The organism is Flagellimonas alginilytica (genome assembly GCF_042134605.1).
GTDB classification, from domain to species: domain Bacteria; phylum Bacteroidota; class Bacteroidia; order Flavobacteriales; family Flavobacteriaceae; genus Flagellimonas; species Flagellimonas alginolytica.
In genome coordinates this window covers 2,184,149-2,198,932 of sequence record NZ_CP169638.1, presented here as the reverse complement: position 1 = coordinate 2,198,932, position 14,784 = coordinate 2,184,149, and the positions used below count along the sequence as shown (strand labels likewise).

The following is a 14,784-nucleotide window of genomic DNA, read 5'->3' as shown; positions in this document are numbered from 1 at the left end:
CCCTCTAACTATTCCTCTTATTTGACTAGCCCACCAAAGGTGGCTTATCCGTAATAAATGGTTGATGGTAGTACCTTCTGCCCGTTGCTTTATACAGTGCATTTGCCAAGGCGCCCATAATTGGTGGAAAAGGAGGCTCTCCCATTCCAGTGGGATCTATGTTGCTCTTCACAAAGTGAGTTTCCACAGCTTTTGGCGCTTCACTATGCCTGATTAATCGGTAACGATCAAAATTGGTCTGCTCCGGAGACCCGTTCTTAAAAGAAAGCCCACTGTACATGGCATGCCCAATCCCATCCACGGCACCACCTTCTGACAAGTTTGCGGCCGCATCGGGGTTTACCACAATACCACAATCAATGGCAGCGGTAACTTTTTGGACTACGGGCGTATTATCTTCCATTACAATGTCCAGCACTTGGGCCACATAACTTTGATGACAAAAATATGCTGAAACACCTCGGTGCAAGCCTGCTTCGTTTTCTCCCCAGTTGGATTTTTTCCGAACCAGTTCCAGAACCCCTGCATATCGTGATGCATCATAATCGTTGGATTCTGGACTTCCTACCGGGTTATCTTGAGCACGCTTCAACAGCTCCAATCTAAAATCAATCGGGTCCTTGCCCATTTCCTCTGCCAGTTCATCTAAAAACGATTGTTCGGCTCCCGCAATAAAATTGGAACGTGGTGCCCTAAATGCCCCTGTCGTAATATTGGTGTCAACGGTAAAATCTTCTGCTAAATAATTTTCTATGGCACCTGCTGGAAAACGATTTGCAAATAGAGGACTTTCGGGAATACCTCCCGCCCTAACATGGAATCCTATCAAATTGTTGTCGGCATCCAGTGCAGCACGGTACGTTGCATAATACGAAGGACGATAAATTCCTTGAGACATGTCATCCTCGCGAGTGTACACTAGTTTAACCGGCGCCTTCATCCGTTGTGAGATAGCAGCTACCTCAACCATAAAATGTCCATAAAGCCTTCGTCCAAACCCACCTCCTTGACGGGTCATTTGAATATCCACTTTTTCCAAAGGAAGACCCAAACGATCGGCCACTGCAACTTCCATCCATTCGGGGGTTTGTGTAGGCCCCAATAATTCGGCACGATCTTCGGTAACATTGGCAAAAAAGTTCATAGGCTCCATGGTGTTGTGAGCCAAAAACGGACAACTATAACTACGCTCGATAATTCTATCTGCATTTGCAAATGCTTTATCCGGATCTCCATCTTTACGGGCCACTTTAGCCTTTTGGGCAATAAGTTCCTTTAATTTAGCTGTATGATTGTTGGAATTTTCCATCCCTGCCGGGTGTTTTACCTCCATAGCATTACCAAACAATGAGAGGTTTTGTGTAACCTCTGGTGCATCTTCCCACTCAATTTTCAAAGCCTTTTTAGCTTGGAATACTTGCCAAGTAGTGTCACCCACTACTACTACCACTTCGTTGAAAGCGGTAAAGTGAAAGGCCATTTTATCAAAATCGTCATCATACAGTTTTAATGAAAAAGCATCTCTAATCCCGGGCATTTGTTTAGCCTCATCCGCATTGAAAGATTTTAAGCGCTTTCCAAAGGCGGGAGGGTGGACCAATCCAGCAATCAACATCCCTTTTCGCTGAACATCTATACCATACAACGGTTTACCGGTAACAATTTTCTTTCCATCCACATTTTTTCGGGAAGTCCCAATAATCGAGAACTCCGAATGATCCTTTAGTTCTATTTCCTCTGGTACTTCTATTTGAGATGCTGCGGATGCCATTTCGCCGTACCCTGCGGTTTTTCCACTGGCCTCATGAGTTAAAACACCTGCTATTGCGGTAATCTCACCAACTGGTACTTGCCATGCTTGTGCTGCAGCTTCTTTTAACATATGTCTCGCAGTTGCACCTGCCATTCTTAGGTTTTGCCAAGAACTACTAATGGACCTACTTCCCCCGGCCACCTGCCAACTGTATAAACTAGTGTTTAGCGGAGCTTGTTCCACCACTACATTTTTCCAGTCAATTTCAAGCTCATCTGCCACGATCATTGGCATGGATGTCCGTACATTTTGACCAATTTCAGGATTGGGCGACATTATCGTCACCACTCCATTATTCCCAATTTTTAAATAGCCATTGATTTCGTACCATTCTTCGGGCATTTCCAACTCCATGGCTACTGCCTCGGCCACTTTGGGCTTACAGGAGTTAAAAAAATTAAATCCAAGAATTAATCCACCTCCGGCAATACTTGTATTTTTAATAAAGGCTCTACGTCCTATTTGAGTTTTTATTAGTGTCATTTCTTATGTATTAGGGTGAATTAAGAGTTGTTTCCTGAAGCCATTTTCACAGCTTTTTTGATTCTGGTGTATGTTCCACATCGGCAGATGTTCCCGTTCATGGCCATTTCAATTTCTTCATCGGTGGGGCTGGGGTTTTTATCCAATAAGGCAGAAGCTGTCATAATTTGGCCTGCCTGGCAATATCCACATTGGGGCACATCCACCTCTAACCAAGCTTTTTGTACTGGATGGGTCCCATCTTCCGAAAGGCCTTCGATAGTTATAATTTCGGAATTGCCCACCATGGATACCGTAAGCATACATGAGCGTGTTGCTGTTCCATCCAAATGAACGGTACATGCACCACATTGGGCAATACCACATCCATATTTTGTGCCGACAAGATTTAAATGATCTCGTAAAACCCAAAGCACCGGAGTGGATGGATCTACATCCACTTGCTTTACCTCACCGTTGATGTTTAGATTGAATGTTGCCATAATTTTTTGATTTTCTTCAAGTTATGAAATATTTGAACTCAAATTGCTTAGAATCAGTCTGAATTAATCCCCACTTTTATAGTCGATTCATAAAAAACTAATTGGCTAACATCTTTGCCACACTATCATAATATTCTTGCGAGAGTACTTCTGTCCAAGTGGTAGGGGTTTCACCTCCGTAGATGGCCAAATACGTTACATCTTTTTCTTTGGATGATGAATGCCAATGTTCTGTATCCTTTTCACATGCCACTACATCTCCTTCCTGAAGAATTACAGGACTCTTTCCTCTCTCTTGATAATAGCATTCCCCTTCAACTATAATCAATACTTGTACAGATTCGTGTTTGTGCCAATCCAATGTAGAGTTTGCTTTAAAAGTTGCTTTGGTAATGTTATAGGTTAAGTCGCCATTTGCCCGCAATACTTGATTTAACCATGCTTCACCTATATAATGGGTGTTTGGGGCCTTATTACCTTTGGTAAAATATGAGGAAACTTTGTAATCTGAAGTTTGAGCGGAAATATTAAGAGTGGCAGTAAAAAGACAGAAGAAAATAAATTTTTTCATAATGCTAAGATTTTAAATTATTGAACTAGTTTAAGCAATAAGTTAAGCTCATTATCCTCATAAACCTATTTCTTATTCCATCGTGCATAACAAAAGTAAGAGATCAAAATACCCCTCAGTCTACCCAGATTACAGTTGTTACTACCATTATTACTGATTTCAAAACTTTGCATTGATTACTTGTATATCAATGGCTTATCTTTAACCTAAAGCTTATTGGAAAATGAAAAATGTTTATCAGATAAAAACGGTAGCAGATTATTTTGCATGGCGCAGTGCCAAACCTGAACACCCCTTGGTTGGTATTTTGGATTATGAACGCACCTCTGCTCATCCTGATCGCACTTTTGATGGTTTACAATTTGATTGTTACGCTGTTTTTGTAAAAATGGCAAAGAATTGCAAACTAAAATATGGTGGAGGCACTTATGATTTTGATGAGGGATCCATGGTTTTTGTTGGACCCGGACAACAAGTCGGCATTAGTTACGATCCAGATTACATACCTAAGGGCTATGCACTGATTTTTCACCCAGATCTTTTATTGGGCAGTGAATTGGCCCAAAAGATGAACGAGTACAATTTTTTCTCCTACTCTGTAAACGAATCTTTACATTTGTCCAATAAAGAGAGAGGGGTGGTTTTGAGTGTTTTTGATAAAATTCAGTATGAATTGGAACAAAACATGGACAAGCATAGCAAAAAACTGATCGTAAGCAATATAGAGCTGCTACTGGATTATTGCCTACGGTTTTATGATCGTCAATTTTTAACCCGAGAAATTCCGCACCAAGGTACGTTGCAAAAGTTCAACTCACTATTGTGCGATTATTTATCATCGGACAAACCCCAAAAACATGGATTGCCTTCGGTAGCTTACTTCGCTGACAAATTGAATCTTTCTTCCAACTACTTTGGTGATTTGGTAAAAAAGGAATCGGGATATTCGGCCCAAGAGTATATCCAAAATAAATTGATCGATGTGGCCAAGGAAAAAGTATTCGACCCGAACAAATCAGTAAGTGAGATTGCTTATGAACTTGGTTTTAAATACCCTCAGCATTTTAGTAGGCTTTTTAAAAAACGCGTAGGGTACTCCCCGAACGAGTTTAGAACACTAAACTAACCTATTCAAAAACAAGTGATTAGAAAAAATAAGCCCCGCAAATTTACATCTGTGGGGCTTTCCGTTGGCCTACAAGGACTCGAACCTTGAACGACTGAACCAAAATCAGCTGTGTTACCAATTACACCATAGGCCAGTACCAAAAAGCTAAACTTGATTCAGCTTTTGAGCGTGCAAATTTAAAACAAACTTTGGTTTCAACAAATATTTTTAAAAGAATCCCTGCTAATTTTCCAATGCATGGGTGTTAAAGGTTTTCCAAAAATGGCTAATCTTCTATTATAGTTTTACTAAATTCGCCACAATTCGGTTAACAACCAACTCTATGTTTGCAAAAGACTTTAAAAAATGGGACACCATCCTCGGATGGGTTTCTTTCGCCATCGCGTTTATAGTTTATGCCCTTACCGTTGAACCCACTGGAAGTTTTTGGGACGCAGGGGAGTATATTTCCACTTCCGCAAAGTTACAGGTAGGACACCCGCCTGGAGCTCCGCTGCTCCAAATGATAGGTGCTTTTTTTGCCATGTTCGCCTTTGGAGACGTTACCAAGATAGCGCTCATGGTCAATGCAGTTTCCATAGTATCCAGTGCATTTGCCGTATTGTTCACATTTTGGACCATTACCAATTTGGTCGGAAAACTCATTTCCAAAGAAGAGACAATAAACAATAGCAAAGCTATCGCTATTTTGGGAAGTGGACTTGTAGGGGCACTTGCTTTTACTTTCTCGGACAGTTTTTGGTTCAATGCAGTGGAGACCGAAGTATACTCCATGGCCAGTTTAATAATGGCACTTTTGCTTTGGTTGGGCCTAAAATGGACAGATAATTTGGACGATCCACGAGGACATAGTTGGTTAATGCTCATCTGCTTTGTGATCGGCCTAACCTTCGGGATACAGTTTATGGGATTCTTGGCCATTCCCTCCATTGGGCTCTTGTACTATTTCAAAAAATACAAGACCACAACAGTAAAGAATTTTTTATTGGCCAATATCATCGTAGTGGCCATACTTATATTGGTCTATAAATTCTCGCTCACCTATGTTTTAAAACTATTTGGCTGGAGCGAGGTATTCTTTATCAACGAAATTGGGCTTCCGTTCAACTCCGGATCCATAATCATGGGACTATTGTTTGTTGCCGCCTTCTATTTTGGTTTGAAATATACCCGAAAACATAATTACTACAATGCCAATATTGTTGTCCTCTGCCTAATGTTCCTAATCCTCGGCTTTTCTTCTTGGTTGATGCTTCCTATTAGAGCAAATGCAAAAACCGTAGTAAACGAAAACAACCCTTCGGACGCGCGTGCCCTTTTGGCCTATTATAACAGGGAACAATATCCCGGTGTGGACAGTCCCGTATATGGAGCGTACTATTCCGATACTTTTGCCCCATCTGGAGAAGACCGGGACGATAGCCCCAAATACGAAAAAGACCTCAAGTTGGGTAAATATGTAATTGTTAACCATTACAAAGGCGCTATTCCCGGACCCAATGAGAAACATGTAGGTATTTTGCCCCGAATGTGGAGCGACCAGCATGCCGAAAACTATATGCGCTATTTTGGCGCACTGGATTTCCGCATAAAATCCGAATACATTTCCAACAACGATCTTAGGGAAGCGGTGAACCAATTTAAGACCGCATACTCCCAAGGAGAATTGGATACAGAACAGTACATTCGGTTTTTAAGGGAATTTGGGGAATACATCGAAGTTGAGCCCCCGACCTTGGGCCAAAACTTAAAATATCTTTTTGATTTCCAGTTCAGCTACATGTACATGCGGTACTTTATGTGGAACTTTGTTGGCAAGCAAAACGACATTCAAGGTAGATACGATGAAAATGGCAACTGGCTGAGCGGCATCAATTTTATAGACAATATTAGGTTGGGAAGCCAAGGAAACCTGCCCAGCGATTGGAAAAACAACAAAGGCCGCAACACCTATTTCTTTCTGCCACTACTGCTGGGTATTTTGGGCATTGTATTCCAAATTTCCAAAAACCCAAAGCAATTTTGGGCGCTGTTTATTTTCTTTTTGTTCACAGGACTGGCCATTCAATTCTATACCAATCCATACATTTTCCAACCTCGAGAACGCGATTATTCGCTCGTTGGATCGTTCTATGTTTTCTGTATATGGATCGGTATTGGCGTATACGGCCTCTTCGATGAATTTAAAAAGCTGATTTCCGCCAAAATCGCTGCACCTGCCATTGCCACATTGTGCCTTTTGGCCGTGCCTTTGTTAATGGGCTACCAAAATTGGGACGATCACGATAGGTCTAACCGATATACTGCGCCATCAACAGCAAAAGCTTACCTCGATTCCTGTCAAGAAGATGCAGGGGCCATATTGTTCACTATTGGCGATAACGACACCTTTCCGCTTTGGTATGCTCAGGAAATCGAAAATTACAGGACCGACGTCCGCATTGTAAACACCAGTCTTTTTGCCACCGATTGGTATATTGATCAAATGAAACGAAAGGCCTATGAAAGCGACCCTATACCATCTCAATTAACCCACGACAAGTACAGTTATGGCACAAGGGATGCGGTGTATTATCAAGGCATAACCGAAAATCGTTGGAATATCAAGGATTTTATGAATTGGATCGGTAGCGATAAGCCCCAGACCAAGTTCCGACATATTTTAACCAACCAAGGGGCCGATTTGAGCCAGTATTCGGAAAGCACTTTGGATATTGTATACTACCCTACCAATAAAATCAGGATACCGGTCAACAAACAAAACGTTCTCGAAAGTGGTCTGGTAAAAGAAAAGGATTCCGCCTTGATCGTGGATTACATCGACATTGATCTTCCAACTGGTGCACTTCCTAAAAACAGAATTTTGATGTTGGACTTAATTGCCAACAACGATTGGAAACGACCCATCTACTTCTCGGGAGGCAGTTTTGACAGCGCCGAATATATTTGGATGAAGGATTACTTGCAATTGGATGGTCTGGTGTACAAACTGGTGCCCATAAAAACCCCGAACCGTAATTCCTTTGAAATGGGACGTATCGACTCCGAGTTGATGTACGACATCGTAAAGGATTGGGATTGGGGCAATTCTGGTAGCGACGATATTTACCACGACCCACAGACTCGTTCACAAGGATTATCTTTCCGTAGTAATTTGGCCCGTTTAATGGAAACCCTTATTGCAGAAAACAAAATTGATAAAGCCAAGGATGTGATCAATATCGCCATGGAAAATATTCCGGTGGAACACTTCTATTTTTACGCCTTTGTTGAACCTTTTGTGGACGGATATTATAAAGTTGGCGAAACGGAAAAAGCCCGGGAGCTGTTCGGAAAACTCAAAAAAATATATCAGGAACATTTGGAATATTATGCTAATATTCCTCTGGACGAACAATATGATAAAATTGACGACATCCTTACCGATATGCAGGCCTACCGCAGAAATATTGACATCTTAATAGAAAATGGAGATAAAGAACTGGCCGAGTCGGAAACCATTATCTTTAATGAGTACATCGATATGTTCTCCCAATTTGTTGATGAGGAAGAAGATGTTTTGGACGAACCAATATCCTTGGACCCCGATATGGAAGATTCCATTCCGTTGGACACCATAGAAAGGGTGCCCGACTCCACGATAGAATAAGGTAACAGCAAAAAAAAGCGAGGTAAAAACCTCGCTTTTTTATTTAAATATATTCGTTTAAAATACCAATGAGGGTATTGGCGTCCTGCTCACCACTTTGGCGCCAGACCATTTCACCTTTTTTGTAGATCATTAACGTTGGCAGCCCTTTAATACGCAGTGCCTGTGAGAGCTCTTTATTTTTATCCACGTCAATCTTTATTACTTTGCCTTTATCACCTAGGGCAGCGGCCACATCGCTCAAAACAGGATGCATAGAAGTGGACTGCTCGTTCCATTCTGCATAAAAATCTAATAATACAGGTACTTGTAAATCTATAAGTTCTCCGAATTTGGACATGTATTCTAAGGTTTACAGTCAAAAGTAAGAAAAAATGTTAATGTTTAACAGTTAAACATTTCTTTGGCACCATGGCGAATAAAATTAGGCCAACCCCTTTTTCTTTAAGGTGATAACGGATATCTCCGGCCAGATACCAAAACGGCCGGGATAACCAATAAAACCAAACCCTCTGTTCACATTGATAAACTGGCCCAATTCTTTGTATATACCCGCCCAATATTTATACCTCCATTTTACCGGGCTCCATTTTATCCAACCTGGTATTTCCACTCCAAACTGCATGCCGTGGGTATGTCCACTGAGGGTCAAGTGAAAATGATAATCGTCCTGTAGTACCACATCTTCCCAATGGGACGGGTCATGGCTCAAAAGTATCTTAAAATCTTCCTTGGCAACACCCGCCTTGGCCTTTTGCAGATCGCCGGCTTTTTTAAATCCGCCACGTCCCCAGTTTTCCACCCCGACAAGTGCAATTTTATCTCCTTGCTTTTCTAAAATGCGATTGGAATTCAGTAATAGATCAAATCCCATTTCCCTTTGCATCGTCTTTAGATCTTCGAGGTTCTGTTCCTTTTCTTCCTCGGTATCCCAAACGGCATAATCACCATAATCGTGATTTCCCAAAACCGAAAATACACCATCATTAGCTTTCAATCGGGAAAAAACCTCTTTCCAAGGCTCCAGTTCACTTGAACGGTTGTTTACAATATCACCCGTAAAAAAGATAACATCGCTCTTTTGTTCGTTTACGAGATCAATTCCGTATTCCACCTTTTTATAATCATCAAAACTACCGCTGTGCACATCCGAAATCTGCGTGATCTGATAATTATGAAAAGCGTCGGGAAGGTCTTCAAACTCCAACTCGTATTTTAATACCTGATAATTATATTTACCGCGGTACATACCGTACAACAGAGCTCCAAAGGGCAAAGCGGCCAAGCCCAAGGCTATACCGCTCACAAATTTTCTACGGGATGGATAAAAACCTTTGCCCGAGTCGGAAACACCAACAATCTTATTATACCCAAATCCTAACAAACGTACAATATCCTCCAAAAGCAGAAAGAAACCCAACACTAGGGCCAACAGAAAAAAGGCAGCAAAAATACTTCCAGCAATAGCGGCAGTGCCCTTAAACCCATCGCTGGGATCGTAGGTAACCACTTTTACGGTCAAAAAAACCAAGGCTCCTAAAAACAATACAATATAGGTCCAGTGCAACAAAGGACTCTTGAACAATGTTTTAAAGGCTTGAAAACCATACACGGCGAGTACCACATATAGGATTGCCAAAATGATAAATCGGGACATACAATTTTTTTACAAAATTAGCGCTAATCTCCTATTAAACAGTGTATTTTAAATTTATTTAACGGCTCGAACTATTGAATTGAGGATATCTAAATTCGAAACCGCCACTTTATCCTCCACCAAATGCTTACTGGAATTCATACTGATTTTCCCTTCCAAATCTACAGGGTTTTCAAAGCTTGTTCCCGAACAATGAATAGCGCTGAGACCTATTTCTTTAAATTTTGATGCATTGCTGGGCGAAACTCCTCCCCCAGCCATTATAGTTATTTTGGAACGCTGTTGCCAAACCTTTAGGTTTAATATCCCTTCTTCGGATGAAGACTTGGCTCCAGACGTTAAAATAGTCTGCACGCCAATATCCTCAAGTTGCTTTATGGCTTCCAAAGGTTTTGCCACCCAATCAAAAGCACGGTGAAAGGTAAAATGTATTCCTTGGGACAATTCCACCAGTGCTTTGGTTCTTTTAACATCAATAGAAAAATCATCCCTCAAAACCCCAGTAACAATACCATCAACACCTAATTCCTTGCATGTCAAAATATCGGCTTTCATTACTTCAAATTCAGCGTCGGAATACGTGAAATGCCCTCCTCTTGGACGAATCAAAACATGAACGGGAATATTTAGCTCACCTTTAACCAATTGAATAAGGCCAGTCGATGGGGTAACACCTCCTACCCCAAGTTCCGAACAAAGTTCAATGCGATCAGCACAGGAACTCATTGCATGTCTTGCAGACGCTAAGGAATTGGCACAGACTTCTACCAGCATATTGTATATTTATGAACCCTAAAAATAAACATACCAACCTATGGAACGACGCAAATTTCTTAAAAATTCCAGCCTTTCGGCGGCAGGACTGCTTTCCACCTCCACTTTGATGGCGTGTAAAACCGATACTAAACTGGAAACAGCCATATCCGAACCAACCACATCTAACCCAACCAAACCCATTGTGGTATGTACCTGGAATTTTATGAATGCTACAAATAAAGCTTGGGAAGTACTAAAATCGGGCGGAAATGCTCTAGACGCCGTAGAGCAGGGCGTTAGGGTCGAGGAAGCGGATGAAACCAACGAGACCGTGGGCAAAGGCGGTAGGCCGGACAGGGACGGAAACGTCACCCTGGATGCCTGTATTATGGACAAGGATGGCAATTGCGGCTCTGTTGTTTGTATGGAAAATATTGTGCATCCCATTTCGGTGGCACGTAAGGTAATGGAAGAAACCCCACACATTATATTGGCAGGAAAAGGCGCAGAGAAATTTGCTTACGAACAGGGCTTTAAAAAAGAGGACCTGCTTACCGAAAGTACCAAAAAACAATATGAAGAGTGGCTAAAAAAATCGGAGTACGAGACAACGATCAATATAGAGAACCACGACACCATCGGTATGTTGGCAATAGATGAAAAAGGCGACATGGCCGGGGCATGCACCACAAGTGGAATGGCCTACAAGGTAGCGGGGCGCGTTGGGGACTCCCCAATTATTGGGGCAGGGTTGTTTATTGACAACGAAGTCGGTGGCGCCACGGCCACTGGGGTTGGCGAGGAAGTCATTCGCACCGTGGGCAGTTTTTTGATCGTGGAGTTGATGCGACAGGGAAAAAGTCCGCAAGAAGCATGTGAGGAAGGCGTAAAACGCATTATGAAGAAAAACGAAGGCCGCAAAGATTTCCAAATTGGATTTTTGGCCATCAACAAAAATGGCGAAACGGGCGGATATTGTGTGCATCCTGGCTTTACGTATCGGGAGTATTCCGAGAATGGACATGAGAACCGAAAGGTAACGAGTTTCTATGAATAGATATTAGAACGCTCTGTTATTAGAGGTTAGATACCAGAACCCTTCGCTTTTAGATTTAAGAGTCAAGACGGACTTGATTGCGTTTAAAATTGTTTTTTATTCCTTCAAAGGTCTTGTTTCCTGTCTCTTGTTTCTTGTCTCCCATCTCTGTCTATCGACTTTCGTCTCTCATCTATTGTCTGTCGTCTATTCGTGCTAAAATCAAATCCCCTCAAATCTAATATCTCAATTCCAACATCTTTTAAAACGCAATTCGTACTTTTAATCCCCCACCAAATTTTTGGGTATCACTTATTGTTTATTGATCATTGTTAACTGAATAAAATGTCCGAACAAAAACGACTGTTTCTTTTAGATGCCTACGCACTTATTTTTCGAGGCTATTACGCCCTAATAAAAAACCCACGAATCAACTCCAAGGGAATGGATACCTCAGCGATCATGGGGTTTGTAAATTCTCTTTTTGATGTGATCAAACGGGAACAGCCCGACCATTTGGCCGTGGCCTTCGATAAGGGAGGTAGCGTGGAACGTACCGAATTGTTCGAAGACTACAAAGCCAACCGGGACGAAACACCCGATGCCATCCGAATCGCCGTGCCCTATATCCAACAAATTCTGCAAGCCATGAAGATTCCCGTGGTAGAACTGGAAGGCTACGAGGCAGATGACCTTATCGGCACTTTGGCCAAGCAGGCCGAAAAAGAAAATTACAAAGTATTTATGGTTACGCCCGACAAGGATTTTGGGCAATTGGTGAGCGAAAATATTTTTATGTACCGTCCGGCCCGGATGGGCAACGGTATCGAAATTTGGGGAATCCCAGAGGTACAAAAACGCTTCGGGGTCAAGCGTCCCGAGCAAGTAATCGATTATTTGGGCATGATGGGCGATGCCAGTGACAATATCCCGGGATTACCTGGTGTGGGCGACAAAACGGCCAAAAAATTCTTGGAACAATTCGATTCCATGGAAGGTCTATTGGCCAACACCGACCAGCTCAAGGGCAAAATGAAAGAAAAAGTGGAGGAAAATGCCGAATTGGGACGTTTATCCCGAAAATTGGCAGAGATCAAGGTCGACTGTGACGTGCAGTTCCATGCCGAGGATTATGAAATGTGCCCCCCAGATGCAGAAAAGGTGCAAGAAATATTCGAAGAACTTGAATTCCGCAGGCTAAAGGACCAATTCATCAAACTATTTACGGAAGAAGCAGAAGCCAGCTCCCCGGCAACCAGCACTAAAACAGCCAAGCAAGAGGCCAATGTTGCCGGTAGTGGACAGTTTACGCTCTTTGGCGGCGATCCCTCGGAAGCCGCGGCGACCCTAAAGGATGTAAACAGCAGAAAAAACATCGGCGATGTATCTCACTTTTATCAAAATGTACAAAGCGGATTGGGCTTGGACCTATTTTTAGAAATGCTAATGAAGCAACCTTCCGTCTGTTTTGATACAGAGACCACCTCCCTCAACCCTTTGGAGGCTGAACTGGTGGGCATAGCTTTTAGCTGGTCCCCAGGCAAGGGTTTTTATGTTCCCTTTCCCGATAATGAGAACGATGCCCGACCTATGATCGAAAAACTACGTCCGTTTTTTGAATCGGAAAACATAGAAAAGGTGGGGCAAAATCTCAAGTACGATATCAAGGTAATGCAAAACTATGGCGTGGAGGTCAAGGGCAAGTTGTTCGATACCATGTTGGCCCACTACCTTATCAACCCCGATATGCGCCACAATATGGACGTACTGGCAGAAACTTACCTCAACTACACACCTATTTCCATAACCGAACTTATTGGTAAAAAGGGCAAGAACCAACTCAGTATGCGCGATGTTCCTTTGGAAAAGCAAACGGAATATGCCGTGGAAGATGCCGACATCACCTTTCAGTTGGGATTAAAATTTACTCCAGAGCTCAAAGAAGCACATACCGATAAATTGTTCGATGAAATAGAGATTCCTTTGCTACGAGTATTGGCAGATATGGAACTGGAAGGCATCAATCTGGATAAAGATTATTTGAACGGCCTTTCGGAGCAATTGGACAAGGACATCAAAACACTGGAACAGAAAATTTATAAAGAAGCTGGCGAAGAATTCAATATTGCCTCCCCAAAACAGTTGGGAGAAATTCTTTTTGGCAAGTTAAAGTTGGTGGATAAACCAAAAAAGACCAAAACAGGTCAATTTTCCACTTCGGAAGATGTACTTTCTTATTTGGCCAAGGACCATGAAATCATCCAAAATGTCCTGGACTACCGCGGATTGGCAAAACTAAAAAGCACCTATGTGGATGCGCTGCCCAACGAAGTCCAGCAAAAAACGGGTCGGGTGCATACCGATTATATGCAAACGGTGGCCGCAACGGGCCGTTTGAGCAGTAACAATCCGAACTTGCAAAACATTCCCATTCGCACAGAAAGAGGCCGACAAGTACGAAAAGCTTTTGTCCCTAAGGATGAAAACTATGTTTTGTTGGCAGCGGATTACTCCCAAATAGAATTGCGCATTATTGCAGCATTGAGCGAGGAGGACACCATGATCTCTGCCTTTATAAATGGGGAGGACATCCACGCATCCACGGCATCCAAGGTATTTAATGTGCCCATTGAGGAAGTGACCCGCGAACAGCGTAGCAATGCCAAAACGGTGAACTTTGGAATCATTTACGGGGTTTCCGCCTTCGGATTGAGCAACCAAACCGATTTGAGCCGTACCGAGGCCAAAGAACTGATCGACACCTATTACAAGACCTATCCCAAATTGCGCAATTACATCAGCGAGCAGATTGATTTTGCGCGAGAGCATGGGTACGTGCAAACCGTATTGGGCCGACGTCGCTATTTAAAGGATATTAATGCAGGCAACCAAGTGGTGCGCGGGGCAGCGGAACGTAACGCCGTGAACGCTCCCATCCAAGGAAGTGCAGCGGATATTATTAAGATTGCAATGATCAACATCCATAAAAAGCTTTCCGAAGGAAAATACAAAACCAAGATGTTGTTACAGGTGCATGATGAATTGGTGTTCGATTGTTACAAACCTGAGTTGGAGGAAATGAAAGAACTCATTAAATCCGAAATGGAACACGCCTACGAACTATCCGTACCCTTGGATGTGGAAGTAGGCATTGGCGAGAATTGGTTGGAGGCGCATTGAAATCATTAAATAAACCCATCCAAAACAA

At 42.5% G+C, this 14,784-nt stretch carries 10 protein-coding genes and 1 tRNA gene; 4 read left to right on the top strand and 7 right to left on the bottom strand.

Going from position 1 to position 14,784, the window contains the following annotated elements; translation table 11 throughout:
• Positions 1 to 25: 25 nt before the first annotated feature.
• The 3 genes from ABTP35_RS09720 to ABTP35_RS09710 form a co-directional block, all read right to left on the bottom strand.
• Entirely contained in the window at positions 26 to 2,296 is a 2,271-nt protein-coding gene (locus ABTP35_RS09720; protein ID WP_293296717.1) for a molybdopterin cofactor-binding domain-containing protein, read from the bottom strand.
• A gap of 20 nt (positions 2,297 to 2,316) precedes the next feature.
• A complete protein-coding gene (locus ABTP35_RS09715) occupies positions 2,317 to 2,778 on the bottom strand; it encodes a (2Fe-2S)-binding protein (RefSeq protein ID WP_293296719.1) in 462 nt (153 codons plus the stop codon).
• A 97-nt stretch (positions 2,779 to 2,875) separates the two neighbouring features.
• A complete protein-coding gene (locus tag ABTP35_RS09710; protein WP_293296721.1) occupies positions 2,876 to 3,349 on the bottom strand; it encodes a cupin domain-containing protein in 474 nt (157 codons plus the stop codon).
• Between the two features lie 223 nt (positions 3,350 to 3,572).
• On the opposite strand from ABTP35_RS09710, the gene ABTP35_RS09705 reads away from it, so the two are divergent.
• A complete protein-coding gene (locus ABTP35_RS09705; RefSeq protein ID WP_293296723.1) occupies positions 3,573 to 4,475 on the top strand; it encodes a helix-turn-helix domain-containing protein in 903 nt (300 codons plus the stop codon).
• Positions 4,476 to 4,539: 64 nt separating this feature from the next.
• On the opposite strand, the gene ABTP35_RS09700 is transcribed toward ABTP35_RS09705, so the two are convergent.
• A tRNA-Gln gene (locus tag ABTP35_RS09700) sits at positions 4,540 to 4,611 on the bottom strand.
• A gap of 189 nt (positions 4,612 to 4,800) precedes the next feature.
• Here ABTP35_RS09700 and ABTP35_RS09695 point away from each other — a divergent pair.
• Positions 4,801 to 8,127, top strand: coding sequence for a DUF2723 domain-containing protein (locus ABTP35_RS09695; RefSeq protein ID WP_293296725.1), 3,327 nt, complete (start codon positions 4,801 to 4,803; stop codon positions 8,125 to 8,127).
• 43 nt (positions 8,128 to 8,170) lie between these two features.
• Here the strand turns inward: ABTP35_RS09695 and ABTP35_RS09690 are convergent, their stop codons facing one another.
• From ABTP35_RS09690 to ABTP35_RS09680, 3 genes are all read right to left on the bottom strand, one after another.
• The gene (locus ABTP35_RS09690) at positions 8,171 to 8,467 is read right to left on the bottom strand and encodes a co-chaperone YbbN (protein ID WP_224835494.1); all 297 of its coding nucleotides are present in this window, start codon (positions 8,465 to 8,467) and stop codon (positions 8,171 to 8,173) included.
• An 84-nt stretch (positions 8,468 to 8,551) separates the two neighbouring features.
• Positions 8,552 to 9,784 (bottom strand): metallophosphoesterase, encoded by a 1,233-nt coding sequence (locus ABTP35_RS09685; protein WP_293296727.1) that lies wholly within the window; start codon positions 9,782 to 9,784, stop codon positions 8,552 to 8,554.
• A 54-nt stretch (positions 9,785 to 9,838) separates the two neighbouring features.
• The gene (locus ABTP35_RS09680) at positions 9,839 to 10,558 is read right to left on the bottom strand and encodes a copper homeostasis protein CutC (protein ID WP_293296729.1); all 720 of its coding nucleotides are present in this window, start codon (positions 10,556 to 10,558) and stop codon (positions 9,839 to 9,841) included.
• A gap of 40 nt (positions 10,559 to 10,598) precedes the next feature.
• Between ABTP35_RS09680 and ABTP35_RS09675 the strand changes: the two genes are divergently transcribed.
• Together ABTP35_RS09675 and polA are read left to right on the top strand one after the other, a co-directional pair.
• The gene (locus ABTP35_RS09675; protein ID WP_224835497.1) at positions 10,599 to 11,597 is read left to right on the top strand and encodes an isoaspartyl peptidase/L-asparaginase family protein; all 999 of its coding nucleotides are present in this window, start codon (positions 10,599 to 10,601) and stop codon (positions 11,595 to 11,597) included.
• A gap of 324 nt (positions 11,598 to 11,921) precedes the next feature.
• On the top strand, positions 11,922 to 14,756 hold the full coding sequence (gene polA, locus ABTP35_RS09670) for a DNA polymerase I (protein ID WP_293296731.1): 2,835 nt from the start codon (positions 11,922 to 11,924) through the stop codon (positions 14,754 to 14,756).
• Positions 14,757 to 14,784 lie beyond the last annotated feature (28 nt).